We start from the raw sequence: 16954 nt of genomic DNA on the forward strand, positions 1-16954 counted from the left end.
ATGCAAATAGCCAATAGCTACGACTATCAAAGCAATCCTGCGACCAGAGATAAGCCATGGATTAGACGCATCTTTATTACTATTGCCGTTTTATTTATGATTATCATGTTGGTATTTCCACTACTTGCCGTATTTTACGAAGCGCTTAAAAATGGTTGGGAATTGTATATTGCTTCTCTTATTGAGCCTGAAGCGCTACAAGCGATTAAGCTGACTCTGATTACTGCTGCCATTGTCGTACCGATTAATATGGTGATGGGTATAGCCATTGCATGGCTGGTGACACGTTATCAATTTAAAGGCAAACAGCTGGTCACCACGTTACTTGATTTACCATTTTCGGTATCACCGGTGGTTGCAGGCTTGATGTTCATTCTGTTATTTGGTCTTAACTCTCCTATCGGTGGCTGGCTTGAGAGTATGGGAATACAAATTATTTTTGCGGTTCCTGGTATTATTTTAGCTACCTTGTTTGTTACCTTTCCCTTTGTCGCCCGTGAGCTGATACCCTTGATGCAAACTCAAGGTGATTCTGAAGAGCAAGCGGCGTTGACCTTGGGCGCTAGCGGTTGGCAAACGTTTTGGCATATTACCTTACCCAATATTAAGTGGGCATTGTTATATGGTTTGATTTTGACCAATGCACGGGCAATGGGTGAATTTGGTGCCGTCAGTGTCGTCTCTGGTCATATTCGCGGCGAAACCAACACCATGCCACTATTGGTTGAGATTGCCTATAACGATTATAACTTTACCGCCGCCTTTGCCTTATCTAGCCTGCTTGCTGCCTTAGCTATGGTTACCTTGCTAGTTCAACAAGTGATGACTAAGCTACAAGATCGTAAGTTTGCTAAGTCTGAGCGGCTGGTAAGCGCCCCTGAATTGCCTGTTAGTGCGAATGCTACGGTTGATAAAGATTAAAAACAGTACTGAGTAATAGCTATGTTATTAGCCAATTGCCCCATAATAAAAGATACAACATAAGACATTATAAGAGATACTGCTATGAGCATCGAGATTAGGAACGTTAATAAAAAATTTGGTGATTTTACTGCCCTAAACGACATTAATATCACTGTCCCGACAGGTAAGCTAACTACCTTACTTGGGCCTTCAGGCTGTGGTAAAACCACCTTACTACGGATTATTGCTGGTCTTGAGTATGCAGACTCAGGACAAATATTATTCGATGAGTTAGATGTCACCAATACGCCAGTACAAAAACGCCATATTGGCTTTATGTTTCAGCACTATGCGCTGTTTCGCCATAAAAATATCGCTGATAATGTAGGCTTTGGCCTGACCTTGTTGCCAAAGAACGAGCGTCCCAGTAAAGCAGATATTAATAAACGCGTCGCTGAGCTGCTCGACCTAGTACAACTGCCACAATTGGCAAATGCTTACCCGCATCAGTTGTCAGGTGGACAGCGTCAGCGGATTGCGCTGGCGCGCGCTTTAGCTGTGAAGCCAAAGTTATTGTTATTGGATGAGCCGTTTGGTGCGCTAGATGCTAAGGTACGTAAAGAGCTGCGCACGTGGCTAAAAAACATCCATCATGAGCTTGGTATCACCAGCATCATGGTCACCCATGACCAAGAAGAGGCGCGGGCAGTATCTGATGAGATTGTGGTCATGAACCATGGTCGCGTCGAGCAGGTAGGGACGTCAGAGGAGCTGATTCACCAGCCAGCCAATGCGTTTGTCAGTGACTTTTTGGACTTGGTATAGTCATTTTAAGATAAAAAACAGTCGACCATAAAAAAAGACCTAATCATGATTAGGTCTTTTTTTATGGTCGAATTAACCTAGGTTTTTCTTGATAGAGTCTGTCTAATCAAGGTTTCTAATGCCTACGACATGGAAGTAGGTTTTTGCACATTAATATCTTTGGTTGATATCTGCTGATAAGTAATATCTAAGATATCTTGGCACCACTCTGGCAAATCGTCTGCCACTTCATACCACATCCACGTTCCATCACGAACGCAGCTTAAAATACCCAATTTTTTCAAGTGATTGAGATGGCGCGATATGGTTGGCTGTGGTTGATCAAGTATTTCTACCAGCTCACCAACGCAGCGCGATTCTTTATTAAATAAGATTTGAAAAATCTTTAAGCGCGTTGGGTCAGATAATACTTTAAACAACTCAAGTGGTTGTATCATAGAATTATTATTAGACATAGAACAATTCCAATATATGTTTAGTTGATAGGGGGACAATATAACAGCAGTTAGCTACAAAATCGATTAAAAAATGACCATATTTACAGTTCGTCGCCATTTTACTACCTTTGATACTTTATAGTTACAGTTAGCAGTATATTCAGTTACGTGAATTAAATAAGCGCAATATAACGTGGCGGTCATAATTAACATGACTGACAAATATTTTAAATACTATTGTAAATGGTAATAATTATCGTTATTATAACGAATAACAAGTTAGTCATTCACGTAGGAGTCCGCATATGTACGTATGTATCTGTAACGATGTCAAAGAAAAGCAAATCAAAGCCGCCATTGCTTCGGGCATTGATACGTTAGATGGTCTAAAAGATACTCTAGATGTGGCAACTTGCTGCGGCTGCTGTGAGCCTATGGTAAATGACTATCTTGATGCACACCACGCCAAACTCGATGTATTGGCTTACGCAGTTTAAGCCGTATCTACTAAGATATTCCCTACTATAATAGTTATATCTAATAACTATATCTATGCACCTCGATGTAACAGCAATGTATTCAGTATTTTGTGCATACCTTTTATTTATTATACCTAAAGGGTAGATTGCCAGCGTCCATATAACTTCACTTATACACCTGCATTCATGCTATCGATTGATCCATATTGAGTCTTATTATTGATTACTGTCGGGCAATGGCAACAGTCGTTCATTATGATTCTCAATTCGCATCTTATTCTCAGTTCATATCATTACAAGCTATACGCGTCCGTATGTTACTATATCTATCTGTCTTTGTAAGACGTTTTGTTGAATTAATCTTTACTGATTGGTTTACCGATAGTGCTTTCTATATATGTAATATTATGAATTTAATCTGCAGATAACTATAAATACAGGAGTATATGTGATGATAGGCAGCCCGAAAGTGATTGACTATTTAAACTTTTTGTTAGGTGGTGAGCTTGCGGCTCGTGATCAGTATTTCATTCATTCTGAGATGTATGCGGAATGGCATTACGGCAAATTATACGATCGTATCAGCCATGAAATGCAAGACGAAACCATGCATGCACAAGCTATCATCCGCCGTATATTGATGCTGAGTGGCACGCCAAAAATGAAAGTCAATGACATTCATATTGGTAGTACGGTTCCAGAAATGCTGCAGCTCGACCTTAACCTTGAATATGAAGTACAACAACATCTTAAAGACGGTATTGCTATCTGCGAAGCAGAGCATGACTATGTGACGCGTGAGATGTTGGTCGAGCAGCTCAAAGATACAGAAGAAGATCATGCACATTGGCTTGAGCAACAGTTGCGATTGATTGATATGATTGGTCTGCAAAATTATTTACAAAGTCAGATGGCTGATGTGTCTCCCAATCTTATTTAATATCATAATGGATATGAATAGCCACAAGGTTTAGCTTAAACAAAATAAGTAAGGAGAGAGGTCATGAAAGGGAGTAAAGAGGTTATCCGTGCACTAAACAAGGTGCTTGGACAGTCATTAATAGCGATCAATCAATATTTTTTGCATGCTCGTATCGCTAGACACTGGGGCTTAGAGTCGCTAAATAAAAGTTTCTATAAACAGTCTATTGCGGAGATGAAATGGTCTGATGATCTGATTGCACGGATTTTATTGCTAGGTGGTTTACCGAATTTGCAAGATTATGGCAAGATGTTCATCGCTGAAGATGTACCTGAAATGATTGACTGCAATTTACGCTTAGAGAAACAAAAATTCGCCATCATTACCGATGCGATTACCTTATGTGAGACGCAGCAGGATTATGTATCGCGTCAGCTACTTGTTATTTTAAAAGATGGTAATGAAGAATATCAAGACTGGTTAGAGACGCAAGAAGACTTAATGAAAGACGTTGGTATTGAAAACTATATCCAATCTCAAATGGATGACGATAAAGCGCCTTAGATTATTCATGTTGGTGTCATTAACCATCATTTAATCGCAAAAAGCCAGCGTGTATCTTGGTCTTCAACCAATGACACGCTGGCTTTTTTAGGTCCGAACTTTAAGAATGTTGCTGTATAGTCAGCTTAAGATAAAAGAGACGCTCTCGAAATAGCGCCCTACAATACATCAATATAAGCCGCGACCATCCTCAGGCTTTAGGCGTAAAAAGTATAATCCGGACAGGATAGTCAAAATACCCAGTATCCAATACGTGGTTTGAAAGGCAGCCAACGTATCGAGCTGCAGGCGCTCACGCAATAGGTTAAGCAGCGCCGCCCCAAAGGCAATACCGAAGCTGATGGCCAGTTGCTGATTGACAGCCATCAAACTATTACCACTACTGGTTTGCGTGCCTTCTAAGTCACCGATGGTAATCGTATTCATCGCGCTAAACTGCATGGAATTACAAGCGCCCATCACAGTCAAAATAGGGATAAACCAAATCCATTGTGATGAATCGCTAAATTGCGCCAATACAATGATTAGCACACCCATCAAAAAGGTATTGTAGACAAGAACCGTGCGATAACTATAACGCTGGATAATCTTACTGACCCACGGTTTAATACCTATCGCACCGACCGCAATAGGAGCGAGCAGCCAACCTGCTCGTGAGGGGGAGTACTCAAACACCACTTGTAATAATAATGGCAATAAAAATGGCACCGCGCTGATGCCTAACCGTGTAAATAAATTACCGGTAATACCAATGCGAAAGGTGCGAATACTGAATAGACTCAACGGAAACAGCGGTGCTGAGCGACGTTTGGCGTGCCACACATACACGCCTATCAATAGACTTGCCAGCAATCCAAGCATGAGTCCATAAAATCCGCGACCCGTCTGCGAACCAAACTCCACAGCGAGGGTAAAACCACACGCAGCGGCAGCAAACAATAAAAAACCTGTCCAATCTAGACGTTTGGTATCCTCAAATAAAGCAGGCACTAGCTTTTTACCCATGATAAAGCCAAAAATACCCATTGGGATGTTGATTAAAAATATCCAATGCCAACTGGTGTACTGAACGATATAACCACCCAATACTGGTCCGACCAGCGGTGCAACCAATGCGGGTATCACTGCAAAGTTCATGACGGTTAAGAGCTTATTGCGCGGATAAGATTTGACCAATATCAACCGCGCAACAGGTGTCATCATTGCGCCGCCGATACCTTGTACAATACGTGAGCCTATCAAAAGGTTTAAGGTAGGAGAGGCGGCACATAATAGTGAGCCAATACAAAAGATAATGATCGCTGACAAAAACACTCGCCGTGTGCCATATTTATCCGCTAAAAACCCGCTAATGGGAATAAAAATAGCCAAGGTAAGCGCATAACTGATGACAGCCCACTGCATTTTGAGCGGTGATTCGCCCAGTGCTTGCGCCATTTGTGGTAATGAGGTATTAAGGATGGTGGCATCCAAAATCTGCATAAATAATGCCACCGCTAGTACATAGGGTAGGTATTTCGCTTGAACAGGAGAGAGGAGTGAAGTGGGAGTAGTAGCAGTTGGATTAGTCACGTTTTCTTAGTTGCTCATCAAGGTGTTGGACGATAATATCAGGATCTTTAATCCACGCTCCATGTGGATTGCCTTTTATATGTTCGGGTAGTTTGACAGAAATCAAGGTCGAGTCGGCACACAGTTTGGCAAGGTTTTGCGTAGATTTGTAAGGGGCATAGTCATCGCCCTCGATATAGAAGTAGATACCACGGCCACTACCCGCGTTTTTGCTTGCCTGCAAATCCGCCTGAATAAAGTCGTAGCGGCCAGTTAATGCGGTATGGCACCAGTCATTCATCACGCCTTTAGGTTCGCGATCACCAAAGCTAATCTTATAGCCTGGAAAATAGCCATAGATAGCGAGCATAGGTTTAAAGAGAGCCACAGCGCGTAGGATATTTAACTTGCCAGCAGCCCCTTGCCAGTTTTTATAATGCAGATTGCCCGTAGCGACCCCAATCACTGGCACGTCATGCAGCGCACTATAAATCGTCGCCATATGGCCCCCTAAGCTATGACCAAACAAGTAGGTGTCTTTATGCTCTGAGAGCTCAAGCAACTGGGGGATAAAGTTGTCGATAATATCTTGATAGTTATAGTCGACGCTTCGATCAACTTGCGGGGTGTTTTCACCACAACAAGGGTAGTCAGCCGCGATGACGGTATAGCCTTTAGCGACTAATTCCATAAACAACTTACTGTATTTACGTAGAGGTACGCCAATAGCGGTCAGAAATACTAAGGTAGTGTGTTGGTCATCTGCCGGTGCGGGCGTATGAGTGTGCACGTTTACCGTATATTGCCCTTTAAATTTAAAAGTCGTCATTGTGCTTATCCTCTATGATTATAGTAGTCATTCTTATAGATGTTATCGTCGTCATTATTTTAGTTGTATTAGGGCATGTACTAGCTTTATTAAATAGCTACTAAAAAACAATCGTAGCCATCTTGATAGCCATTATCCATAGCGTTGCACAAGAGAGTATATAGACAATAAAGCGGTGCATAACTTGGTTATAACTGCACTGAATTACACTATGAACCGCCCGCAAAATCACAAACGCCCATGCCGCCTGATAGAGCCAGTTTGTTAGCGTCATGTCTTGAATTCTCAGCAACTCGGCTGATAGACAGATGACATAAAATAATACCGGCATCTCAAATAGGTTCTGCAAGTTATAAGCGGGTAAGTTGACGGATTCAGGCAATAGAGCCGTCAGCTTAGCAGGGGTGCGAATCGACTGAGGGTCGATACCTTCTGTTTGCAAATACCGCAAGCGTTTAATATACATCCAGCCCCACACACCAGCGGTCACCCCCATCATTCCTACTATAGGTTGAATAAAGCTGGGTTGTATGAAATTTGCCATGATAATCCCTTACCTTAAAGTTGTCCTGCAGTATAAAAACTTATGGTCCACTTCGCATTGATATATATCAAGAGGAGGGTTTTTGATGGCGAACTCGGCTTAAGGTTTCGGGGGTAATACCAAGGTAAGAAGCCACTTGCATACTGGGCATATCATCGACAATCTTGCTCGGCATAGTGTTCTTAAAGCACTGATAACGCTGAGCAGCTGTTTTTAATTGAATCATCCGCAGTCGCTCCTCAATAGATTTGTAGTGCCGTAGAGCAATCTCAAGCTGAATAATTTGTCCCCAGTTTACTTTTAGTGATTGTAATTGAAGACTGGCTGGATGATTGGGCTGGCTAGCCATTAGATAGGAGAGCGGCAGCCAGTAACCCTCACACCCTGTTATACATTGAGCCGTTTCCGTTGCTATACAGTCTTTACCAAATCGCCAATGGTCAATAGCCGCGTAGAAAGGTAAGATGATTGACGCATCGCATAAGAAACGTAGATTAACCTCATGATGTGATTGGATATCGAAGACCCTTACCAACCCTGAGCTTAAGACCAATATTTTATGCACATGTTGGCCGCTATGGTAGATATTGTCTCCCTTAGCAAATTGCACAGGCACTAAGTTAGTTAGGTCTGCCAATAAATCGCTAAGTTGTGCTGGTGGATACTGTGGTAACAACGTGGCTAATAAGTCGAGCATTCGTTTCTCCGCAATGGGCTAATAGATGAAGTAACTTTTATTATTTTATGGTCATAACTTTACTTTCATTTAAATATTGTACACCTCGTAAAATCACTAATTGATGACTTTGAATCGCTAGCTTATTATAAAAACACCTCTAAACCTCTAAATAAACACATTTAAGCCTAAAAGGATTTCTCTATGAGCCATACAACTGATAACAATAATGACAACAACGAATCATATACGCCACCAAAAGTTTGGATCCAAGATAAAGAGAACGGTGGTAAGTTCTCTAGTATCAATCGTCCCACCGCCGGCGCGCGCCATAACAAAGAGCTGCCAGTAGGCGATGCACCGTTACAACTATATTCACTGAATACCCCAAACGGAGTTAAAGCAAATATTCTATTAGAAGAGTTGGCTGAGCTTGGTATCAAAGAAGCCGCTTATGATGCTTATAAAATTGATATCTCGGAAGGCGATCAATTTGGCTCAGGCTTCGTCGCCATAAACCCTAACTCAAAGATTCCTGCGCTAGTCGATTATTCTGGAGAGACGCCTATCAAGTTGTTCGAGTCGGGCGCTATTTTGATGTACTTGGCAGAGAAGTTTGAAAAGTTTATTCCTATTGAATCAGGTCAGCCTCGTGCTAACTGTCTGTCTTGGGTGATGTGGCAGATGGGTAGTGCGCCATATTTAGGCGGCGGTTTTGGTCATTTTTACGCTTACGCTCCTGAACCAATGGAATATCCTATTAATCGATTTACCATGGAGGTTAAACGCCAGCTTGACGTCCTTGACCGCCACCTAAAAGACAATGAATACCTGTGTGGTAATAACGAGTCTGATTATAATATTGCCGATATCATTATTTGGGCATGGTATGGCCAACTGGTACTTGGCAAGCTCTATGATGCTGCTGAATTCTTACAAGTTGATGACTATAAAAACGTGCAGCGTTGGGCGGAAAAAATAGCCGAACGTCCAGCAGTCAAACGCGCAGTAGACTTAGTGCTTGAGCCAATTGTCTAGTCTAATCCATACTGTCTATAGAATAGTATTAGCTCAGTATGATAGCCAAGCAATATCGTAAACAGCTGAACGATAGAAGCATAAGATTGAAAATAAAAAAGGTTAATAAGGAATTCTCTTATTAATCTTTTTTGTATTTAACGTATTCATAATTCCATATACATATATGGATATATTCAAATAGAGCTGTACTTCAATATTTACATAATGGTACATTAGTACAACAGATAGAAACATTGATACGTTAAGATAGCAGTCACCGCCTTAATAGGCCGGTGTTTATATTTCTTCTATTAATGAGTAAAAGTTATGAAGAATAATAATAAGCTTAAGGGTCGACCATTACTGTTATTGAGTAAGATTGGTCAGAGCGATATTGAAAAAACTCAATATTCAAACAATACTTCTTATTTTAAAAGAAATGCTATAAAAATTAAAAAGACATCAGTATTCATGCCAAAGAAAATATTATTACCCATATTTGCAGCAATCAGCACCGCTTTATTTAGCGCTACGAGTATTGCTGGCACGCCCGTTGATTTTAGCAGCCAAGATTGGCAAGTCGCTTGTGATAATACCCGTACTTGCCGGCTGGCAGGCTATCAAGCAGATAGCAATAGCGAGCTACCTGTTTCTTTATTATTAGTACGCCGTGCAGGTGCCAATGCGACGATCGACGGTCAGGTTAAACTTGGCGGTGCTAAAGAAAGCTCTGCCAAGGCATTGATGCAATTGGGCAATCGCCACCGGATATCGTTGTTTATTAATAATGTAGATCACGGAGAAACCAGACCTTTTTCAGCTGCAGCAGGTTATGCGGAGCTTACGTCGGCGCAAGTAACGGCGCTGTTAGAAGCACTGACCAAATCGAGCAAGATTGAGCTAGTCATTCGCAATACGCGCTGGCAGTTATCTGATAAGGGTGCAAATGCAGTCATGCTCAAAGCCGATGAAGCACAGGGTCGAGTAGGTACGGCAAGCGCCTTTATTCGTGACAGCATCACCAAGTCTAATAGTAATGTCTTAGCACCAAAGGCTATACCATCGATACGGATGGTCATGCCTGACCCTAAAGCCACTTCTAGCAGTAAGAAAAAATTCGCTATGCGCGCTTCTCAATTATCCAAACTTATGAAAAGTACTATAAGCGATGTAGATACTGACTGCCCAAACTTATCTGATAAATCACCATGGCGCGTCAGTCGCCTAAATAGCAGACAATTACTCGCACAACATGACTGCTGGACAGGCGCTTATAATATCGGCATAGGTGTCTGGGTGCTCAATGACAGTGAACCTTACAAGCCCACATTAGTGACGACTGGTGCAACAGATTATAATAGCGGCAAAATAACTTCAGTACAAAAGGGTCGTGGTATTGGTGACTGCCTGTCCAAAACTGAGTGGTTATGGACCGGCAAAAACTTTGAAAAAAGCCATGAAAGCACTACTGGACTATGCCGCATGATTGCAGCGGGCGGTGCGTGGCAACTGCCAACTCATGTTACTGAAGTTAAAATATCGCGTTAATGCTAAATTTGTTTAATAAATCAAATTTAGTGTCTGTTATTAGTCATATAAGGCTTCATACACCTTGTTTTATGACTTATTTTAATAAAAACAGCAAAATAGCTACTGATTACAGTTTTGTTGTGCTATACTGCGTCGCCACGTTAGCTTAGACTAATGTGAATTATGAGATTGATAACATCGCCTGCGATTTTGGGTCTAGGATGACCGAAAGTAATTGTTGCCGATGATTTTGTGTACTTAAATAATCCTATTATTTTTGACTCATATCTTATCTACGGACCCTTGTAGGGGCTAGATTGGTTGTTATTTACCTTTATCTGCTTTGGACAAAGCATTGATATTGAGTTTTTAGCAGACAAAGATGAGACACTCGGCACTACCACCAAAATACGTCAGACAGCACGAACGCCTTTATACTATTGACAAGCCTTATGGGTTTGGCATGCAATTATCAACATTTTGATAATAAGTGTATATCGGCAGCGTGATGAACGGTTATCAGTGGTATGCATCAAGTTTGCTGAATTTACAGCAGCTTATACTTACCAAGGATCTTCATGACTGACATCTTATCTGCAATCGCTGCTGAAAACGGCATCATCGAAACTACTAACACCCCAAATACTAATAATGAAGCGGCTACAACTGACGCTACCGATGAAAATCAAGTTACTTTTACTGACTTAAACATTGCCAAGCCGATTCTTACCGCGCTTGAGCGTAGTGGCTATACCAATCCAACTCCTATTCAAGCACAAGCGATCCCTTTTGCATTAGAAGGCCGTGACCTTTTATTGTCTGCGCAAACGGGTAGTGGTAAAACTGCTGCTTTCGTCATCCCAGTACTTGATCGCCTAAGCCGTGCGACTAGCTTCGACAAATTGACCAAAGCCCTTATCCTAACGCCAACGCGTGAACTTGCTCAGCAAGTACATGATAGCGTACGTACCTATTCTAAAGATATGCGCGGTCTATTTTGTGTACCATTAGTTGGCGGCGCACCATACAACGGTCAGATTACTGCTTTGAAAAAAGGCGTACAAGTTATCGTTGCAACACCTGGTCGTCTACTTGACCATATCAATGCAGGTCGCGTTGACTTATCAAGCCTTGAAATACTAGTACTTGACGAAGCTGACCGTATGCTAGATATGGGTTTTGCTGACGATATCAGTGATATCCTACGTGCAGCACCGACTGATCGTCAAACCATTATGTGTTCAGCAACTTGGGATGGCCCAGTAGGAAAAATCGCTGCCAGCTTCACGAAAAACCCTGAGCGTGTATCTATTAAAGTTGAATCAGCACACATCGAAGAAAAAGTATATTACTGTGATGATTTTGATCACAAAAACCGTTTACTTGATAAAATCGTTTGCCACAAAGACATGGAACAAATCATTATCTTTGCTGCCACCAAACGTAGCACTGAAAAACTAGCAAAACAGCTACAAGAAGACGGTCATAAAGCAAGCTTCCTACATGGTGACTTACCACAAAGCAAGCGTAACCGCATTGTTCAAGACTTACGTAATGGTAAATGCAAAATCTTAGTTGCAACTGACGTTGCTGCTCGTGGTCTAGACGTGCCAGCTCTATCACACGTCATCAACTATGACTTACCACGTCAAACGGAAGATTACGTTCACCGTATCGGTCGTTGTGGCCGTGCCGGTCGTACTGGTGTTGCTATCAGCCTATGTAGCATGGATGATCGCCCACAGCTTAATGCTATCAATCGTTATTTAGATCGCAAAATGGAAGTATCTGTTATCGAAGGCATGGAGCCTAAGAAAACGTACGTTCCTAGCGAAAATAAAGGCAGTCCTCGCGGTCGTGGCCGTGGTCGCTCTAATGGCGGCGGTAATGGTCAAGGTCGTGGTCGTTCAGCGGGCGGTTATGCTGGCGCTGGCAAGCCTAGTGGTCAAGGTCGTGGTCGCCCATCAGGTGATAGCAGCACTGGCACTGGTCAACGCGCAAGCAATGACAGCGGTTATCAAGGTAAGCCACGTGATTCATCTGGCAAGCCAAATGAGCGTTCAGGTGGCAAGCCGTATCAAGGCAAGCGCACTGGTGCTCCTAGCCGTGGTGATGGCGCAAGCGCTCCACGTGGTGATCGCGCAGCAACGGGTCGTGGTCGTCCAAGTGGCAGCCAAGGTCGTCCAGCTGGTCGCTCTGACAGCCGTGGTCAAGGTCGTCCAAACGGCGGCAACCGTGGTAACAACTCGTAATAGTCTTATATTTAACGATTAGCAGGTATTTTAATAAATATATTGGTTTAATCGTATAAATAAAAGATAATGCATTAAAAAGCCAGATACTTGTTATCTGGCTTTTTTGTGTTTAATGGTTTGATATTGATTGCCAGGTAGAAGATGTGACTGAGGTGTATGCAAGTACTTAGGATAATCTGAATTATTTAAACGAGGTAAAAAAACTTAGCCTTGTACTCGATAGTTGCTTGCGCGTCTTTTTTGCCTTGTCTATACTGACAAGCTTTTATTCATCGTGTGCTGCGGAGCCAGTTGATGCCCGATATTTCTCATTTAGCAATTGATAGTTTGCCCTTAGCGTTTGGCATCATTATGGCGATTATCGGTTTGGTGTTTTATACCCAAGCATTGCCCGGCAAATTTTGGCAACGTTTTTATGCAGTTCTACCGGGTATCGTGCTGTGCTGCTTTATACCTGCGACGCTAAACAGCTTAGGTGTCTTCGCTGATGGTATCGGTTCGCAGATTTATGGTTTTACCGCGACTTATCTGCTGCCAGCCAGTTTACTGCTGATGACGTTATCGATGGATGTGCCAAAGATACTGGGCTTGGGCTGGAAAGCGATTGCAATGTTCTTTGCTGCTAGTGTCGCTATTGTCATTAGTGGTCCTATTAGCTTAGGTATCGCTAAATGGGTATCGCCTGAGATGTTTACTGATGACACGCTATGGCGTGGTTTTTCAGCGGTGGCGGGTAGTTGGATTGGCGGAGCGGCTAACCAAGCCGCAATGAAAGAGCTGTTTGGTGTCAGTGATGATTTGTTTGGCATGATGATATTGGTCGATACCACCAATGCCTCATTATGGTTACTGGCTATCTTAGTTATGGTAAAACACAGTGCTAAGATTGACAAGTTTTTAAGAGCTGATAGCAGTAGCATTGATAAAGTCATTGCTGCTGTTGAGAGCTATGAGCGTGATAATGCCCGTCCAGCCACGCTTAATGATTTGATGGTGATGTTTGGTTTGTGCTTTGCGATGGTCGGAGTAGCACATTTCGTCGGCGGGCAGATTGCTGGGTTCTTTGCGCCTTATAGCTGGGCAGTACAGTATAGCTTTGCCAGCTCGTTCTTTTGGATGGTGGTGATTATCACCTTAATAGGCGTCGTCTTTTCTTTTACTAAAATACGCAGACTGGATCATGTCGGTGCTTCCAAAATCGGTACGGTGTTTATCTTTGTATTGATTGCGGCTATTGGTATGCAGATTAATCTAGCAGGTATTGTCTCACAGTGGCGGCTACTGCTGATTGGCCTATTATGGATGAGCATCCATGTGGTGATAATATTTATTGTCGCTAGAATCATTCGTGCGCCGTTCTTCTTTTTAGCAGTCGGCTCAAACGCTAATACGGGCGGTGCGTCATCTGCGCCTATCGTCGCGACAGCCTTTCATCCATCGCTTGCACCCGTTGGCGTGTTTTTGGGTATCTTAGGTTATGCGGTAGGAACGTTTGGCGGTTATATCAGCACTCAGTTGATGCGCTTGGTGGCTTCTTAGATTAGTAACACTTTAGACAGCAAGACAAATACTGTTCACTATTTTAAGCGCTTAAAATCATATTCTTTTTACGTCAAAACCCGCACTGATAATAAGCAGTTGCGGGTTTTTTGTTCTTCTAACTTGATATCTAGTAGTTAGTACTACGCTTTAAAAAAAGCTTTGAAATTAAGTTTTAATGTTAAGTATCGTTTTGTCTAACTCTGCTAGTAATAGGTAAACCTAGCCTAGGTATTTAACCCTGATATGTTAACCTTTTTAAGACTTCATAATAAAAATTAATAGGAATAGTAATTTTATGACCAATAATGAAAAGACTCCTAACCATTTTAATAATAACTTTAACAACAGCGCTATTAATAATACCTCTCACAGCCACATTCAGGTAAGGGGTGCACGCGTTCATAATCTCAAAAATGTGGATGTTGATTTACCGCGTAATGCGTTGGTGGTCTTTACCGGTATATCTGGCTCAGGAAAATCATCGTTAGCATTTGGTACGTTATTTGCTGAATCACAACGGCGTTATCTTGACTCCGTATCGCCTTATGCAAGACGACTTATTGACCAAGTTGATGAGCCGGATGTTGACGCGATAGAAGGCTTGCCGCCAGCAGTTGCTCTACAGCAGCAGCGCGGTACACCTTCGGTGCGCTCATCCGTTGGTAGCGTCACGACCATCTCAAACGGTCTGCGCATGCTGTATTCACGTGCTGGCGAGTATCCAGTAGGCCAAGAGATGTTATATGCGGATGCGTTTTCACCCAATACACCAGAAGGCGCTTGTCCAACTTGTTCAGGTATCGGCCGCGTGTTTGAAGTAACCGAAAAACTAATGGTTCCTGATGATACTAAGACTATTCGCGAGCGTGCTATCGCCTCTTGGCCGCCAGCGTGGCAGGGTCAAAACCTAAGCCGTATCTTAACGACACTTGGTTATGATATCGATAAACCTTGGAACACACTGCCCAAGAAAACCCGCGACTGGATTCTGTTTACCGATGATACGCCAACGGTGCCTGTCTATCCTGAGTACAATCTTGAGCAAACCCGTCAAGCGATTGAAAAAGGTGAAAAACCAAACTATATGGGCACCTTTACCAGCGCCAAAAACTTCGTTTTACATTCTTTTGCCAATACCCAAAGTCCGCGCACCAAAAAGCGCGTCTCGCAGTTTATGCAAATATCGGAGTGTCCAGAATGCCATGGCAAGAAACTTAAGAAAGAATCGCTGTCAGTCAAATTTGCCGGATTGGATATCGGCGAGTTATCACAATTAACCCTCACCGAACTGGCACTTAAGTTAGAAGAGGCTGCCCATAAAATCCCAACCGATGACATACCAAACCGTGAAAAAGCCATCGTTGCTCAGCGTATTGCCAGTGATATTCTTGCCCGCGTCGAAGCACTTACAAGATTGGGGCTAGGATACCTATCACTTGGACGTACGACACCGACTTTATCTCCTGGTGAGTTACAGCGTTTGCGATTGGCGACTCAAATCCGCTCGCAGCTCTTTGGTGTGGTATATGTCCTTGATGAGCCATCTGCAGGTCTACATCCTGCCGACACTCAAGCATTGCTAGGTGCTTTAGATGAGCTAATAGCGGCGGGTAACTCGGTATTTGTTGTCGAGCATGATGTAAGTGTGATTAGGCATGCGGATTGGGTGGTAGATGTTGGGCCAAAAGCTGGCACGCATGGTGGTGAGATTGTTTATAGTGGGCCGGTAGAGGGCTTACGTGACGTTGCTCAGTCGCATACCGGTCAGTATCTTTTTAACGATACGACCATGGTTAAAGAAAAATCAGAACTCAGACAACCAACGGCTTGGCTTAAACTTGCCAATGTCGAACGAAACAATGTCAAAGGGTTAGACGTTGAGTTTCCATTAGGCGTGATGACCAGTGTGACTGGAGTTTCCGGCTCAGGTAAATCAAGTTTGGTCAGTCAAGCTTTGGTCGAGCTAGTAAATGAGCAGTTGGGACAAAAAGTCATCAATGAGGCGCCAACGGATGAAGTGGGTTTATTGGAACAAGAGTTTGACACAGTAACAGGTGGCGAAATTGTTGCTGGCATGGACAAGGTCAGTCGCCTGATTAATATTAATCAAAAAGCCATTGGCCGTACACCACGCTCAAACCTTGCAACTTATACAGGTCTGTTCGATGATGTTCGTAAATTATTTGCGTCAACTAAACAAGCAAAAGCGCATGGCTATGATGCTGGTCGCTTTTCATTTAATACGGTAAAGGGACGTTGCCCAAACTGTGAGGGATTAGGGTTTGTCAGTGTTGAGCTGTTATTTTTACCCAGTGTCTATGCGCCGTGCCAAGTTTGTCATGGTCAACGCTATGATGATGACACGCTCGCCATCCATTATCGAGATAAAAACATCGCTGAAGTACTGAATTTAACGGTTGAGATGGCTTATGAATTCTTTGTGGACGAGGCGTCAATCTTGCGCTCCTTAGACGCTTTATTGCAAGTTGGTCTTGGCTATTTACGTCTTGGTCAACCCGCTACTGAGCTATCAGGCGGTGAGGCGCAGCGCATTAAACTTGCGACCGAACTTCAGCGTATCCAGCGAGGCGATACCCTTTATATATTGGACGAGCCTACCACCGGACTACATCCTGCTGATGTCTCCATGCTGATGACACAATTAAATGGACTCGTCAATTCGGGTAACACGGTGATCATGGTCGAGCATGATATGCAAGTGGCCAGTAATAGCGATTGGATTATTGATATTGGGCCAGGGGCTGGCGAGGAGGGCGGGCTGATTGTTGCTGAAGGTACACCTGATGATGTCGCAAAATCCACCGCCAGTCGAACAGCGCCGTTTCTATTGGTGTAGGGTTATTTGCTAAAGTAGCA

15 protein-coding genes are annotated in these 16954 nt (G+C 42.9%); 10 read left to right on the forward strand and 5 right to left on the reverse strand.

Features of this window, described 5'->3' with window-relative positions:
* Both cysW and DABAL43B_RS07200 read left to right on the forward strand, forming a co-directional pair.
* Positions 1-921 carry a sulfate ABC transporter permease subunit CysW gene (cysW, locus tag DABAL43B_RS07195; RefSeq protein ID WP_079691735.1) on the forward strand — a complete coding sequence of 307 codons (921 nt, stop codon included), beginning with the start codon at positions 1-3 and terminating at the stop codon, positions 919-921.
* 84 nt (positions 922-1005) lie between these two features.
* Complete coding sequence (locus tag DABAL43B_RS07200; protein ID WP_079691736.1) at positions 1006-1728, forward strand: sulfate/molybdate ABC transporter ATP-binding protein; 723 nt, start codon at positions 1006-1008, stop codon at positions 1726-1728.
* 122 nt (positions 1729-1850) lie between these two features.
* Here DABAL43B_RS07200 and DABAL43B_RS07205 read toward each other — a convergent pair whose 3' ends face one another.
* Positions 1851-2183, reverse strand: coding sequence for an ArsR/SmtB family transcription factor (locus DABAL43B_RS07205; protein ID WP_079691737.1), 333 nt, complete (start codon positions 2181-2183; stop codon positions 1851-1853).
* Between the two features lie 287 nt (positions 2184-2470).
* Between DABAL43B_RS07205 and DABAL43B_RS07210 the strand changes: the two genes are divergently transcribed.
* The 3 genes from DABAL43B_RS07210 (at position 2471) to bfr (DABAL43B_RS07220) (ending at position 4130) form a co-directional block, all read left to right on the forward strand.
* The gene (locus DABAL43B_RS07210; RefSeq protein ID WP_079691738.1) at positions 2471-2662 is read left to right on the forward strand and encodes a bacterioferritin-associated ferredoxin; all 192 of its coding nucleotides are present in this window, start codon (positions 2471-2473) and stop codon (positions 2660-2662) included.
* A 433-nt stretch (positions 2663-3095) separates the two neighbouring features.
* Positions 3096-3584: a bacterioferritin gene (bfr, locus tag DABAL43B_RS07215; RefSeq protein WP_079691739.1), complete on the forward strand. Its 489-nt coding sequence runs from the start codon at positions 3096-3098 to the stop codon at positions 3582-3584.
* A gap of 63 nt (positions 3585-3647) precedes the next feature.
* Positions 3648-4130 carry a bacterioferritin gene (gene bfr / locus DABAL43B_RS07220; RefSeq protein ID WP_079691740.1) on the forward strand — a complete coding sequence of 161 codons (483 nt, stop codon included), beginning with the start codon at positions 3648-3650 and terminating at the stop codon, positions 4128-4130.
* A 168-nt stretch (positions 4131-4298) separates the two neighbouring features.
* Here the strand turns inward: bfr (DABAL43B_RS07220) and DABAL43B_RS07225 are convergent, their stop codons facing one another.
* From DABAL43B_RS07225 to DABAL43B_RS07240, 4 genes are all read right to left on the reverse strand, one after another.
* Positions 4299-5702, reverse strand: a complete 1404-nt coding sequence (locus DABAL43B_RS07225) for a DHA2 family efflux MFS transporter permease subunit (protein WP_079691741.1) — start codon at positions 5700-5702, stop codon at positions 4299-4301.
* Complete coding sequence (locus DABAL43B_RS07230; protein WP_079691742.1) at positions 5695-6510, reverse strand: alpha/beta fold hydrolase; 816 nt, start codon at positions 6508-6510, stop codon at positions 5695-5697. Before DABAL43B_RS07230 ends, DABAL43B_RS07225 begins: the two co-directional genes overlap by 8 nt.
* 100 nt (positions 6511-6610) lie before the next feature.
* Positions 6611-7054, reverse strand: coding sequence for an MAPEG family protein (locus DABAL43B_RS07235; RefSeq protein ID WP_079691743.1), 444 nt, complete (start codon positions 7052-7054; stop codon positions 6611-6613).
* A gap of 67 nt (positions 7055-7121) precedes the next feature.
* Entirely contained in the window at positions 7122-7751 is a 630-nt protein-coding gene (locus DABAL43B_RS07240) for a Crp/Fnr family transcriptional regulator (RefSeq protein WP_079691744.1), read from the reverse strand.
* A gap of 183 nt (positions 7752-7934) precedes the next feature.
* Here DABAL43B_RS07240 and yghU point away from each other — a divergent pair, with 183 nt between their 5' ends.
* The 5 genes from yghU (at position 7935) to uvrA (ending at position 16934) form a co-directional block, all read left to right on the forward strand.
* Positions 7935-8768, forward strand: a complete 834-nt coding sequence (gene yghU, locus DABAL43B_RS07245; RefSeq protein WP_079691745.1) for a glutathione-dependent disulfide-bond oxidoreductase — start codon at positions 7935-7937, stop codon at positions 8766-8768.
* 453 nt (positions 8769-9221) lie between these two features.
* The gene (locus tag DABAL43B_RS07250) at positions 9222-10298 is read left to right on the forward strand and encodes a DUF1176 domain-containing protein (RefSeq protein WP_227516757.1); all 1077 of its coding nucleotides are present in this window, start codon (positions 9222-9224) and stop codon (positions 10296-10298) included.
* A 560-nt stretch (positions 10299-10858) separates the two neighbouring features.
* Positions 10859-12532 (forward strand): DEAD/DEAH box helicase, encoded by a 1674-nt coding sequence (locus DABAL43B_RS07255; RefSeq protein WP_079691747.1) that lies wholly within the window; start codon positions 10859-10861, stop codon positions 12530-12532.
* A 297-nt stretch (positions 12533-12829) separates the two neighbouring features.
* Positions 12830-14074, forward strand: a complete 1245-nt coding sequence (locus DABAL43B_RS07260; protein WP_079691748.1) for a DUF819 domain-containing protein — start codon at positions 12830-12832, stop codon at positions 14072-14074.
* Positions 14075-14372: 298 nt separating this feature from the next.
* Entirely contained in the window at positions 14373-16934 is a 2562-nt protein-coding gene (gene uvrA, locus DABAL43B_RS07265) for an excinuclease ABC subunit UvrA (protein ID WP_079691749.1), read from the forward strand.
* Positions 16935-16954 lie beyond the last annotated feature (20 nt).

It is taken from the genome of Psychrobacter sp. DAB_AL43B (assembly GCF_900168255.1).
Lineage (GTDB): Bacteria > Pseudomonadota > Gammaproteobacteria > Pseudomonadales > Moraxellaceae > Psychrobacter.

Excerpts from the sequence above, each read along its gene's own strand:
- DABAL43B_RS07240 (WP_079691744.1), bottom strand. The coding sequence starts at position 7,751 with ATGCTCGACTTATTAGCCACGTTGTTACCACAGTATCCACCAGCACAA.
- bfr (WP_079691740.1), top strand. The coding sequence starts at position 3,648 with ATGAAAGGGAGTAAAGAGGTTATCCGTGCACTAAACAAGGTGCTTGGA.
- DABAL43B_RS07255 (WP_079691747.1), top strand. The coding sequence starts at position 10,859 with ATGACTGACATCTTATCTGCAATCGCTGCTGAAAACGGCATCATCGAA.
- DABAL43B_RS07210 (WP_079691738.1), top strand. The coding sequence starts at position 2,471 with ATGTACGTATGTATCTGTAACGATGTCAAAGAAAAGCAAATCAAAGCC.
- DABAL43B_RS07200 (WP_079691736.1), top strand. The coding sequence starts at position 1,006 with ATGAGCATCGAGATTAGGAACGTTAATAAAAAATTTGGTGATTTTACT.
- DABAL43B_RS07205 (WP_079691737.1), bottom strand. The coding sequence starts at position 2,183 with ATGTCTAATAATAATTCTATGATACAACCACTTGAGTTGTTTAAAGTA.
- DABAL43B_RS07260 (WP_079691748.1), top strand. The coding sequence starts at position 12,830 with ATGCCCGATATTTCTCATTTAGCAATTGATAGTTTGCCCTTAGCGTTT.
- cysW (WP_079691735.1), top strand. The coding sequence starts at position 1 with ATGCAAATAGCCAATAGCTACGACTATCAAAGCAATCCTGCGACCAGA.
- DABAL43B_RS07235 (WP_079691743.1), bottom strand. The coding sequence starts at position 7,054 with ATGGCAAATTTCATACAACCCAGCTTTATTCAACCTATAGTAGGAATG.
- uvrA (WP_079691749.1), top strand. The coding sequence starts at position 14,373 with ATGACCAATAATGAAAAGACTCCTAACCATTTTAATAATAACTTTAAC.
- bfr (WP_079691739.1), top strand. The coding sequence starts at position 3,096 with ATGATAGGCAGCCCGAAAGTGATTGACTATTTAAACTTTTTGTTAGGT.
- yghU (WP_079691745.1), top strand. The coding sequence starts at position 7,935 with ATGAGCCATACAACTGATAACAATAATGACAACAACGAATCATATACG.
- DABAL43B_RS07230 (WP_079691742.1), bottom strand. The coding sequence starts at position 6,510 with ATGACGACTTTTAAATTTAAAGGGCAATATACGGTAAACGTGCACACT.
- DABAL43B_RS07250 (WP_227516757.1), top strand. The coding sequence starts at position 9,222 with ATGCCAAAGAAAATATTATTACCCATATTTGCAGCAATCAGCACCGCT.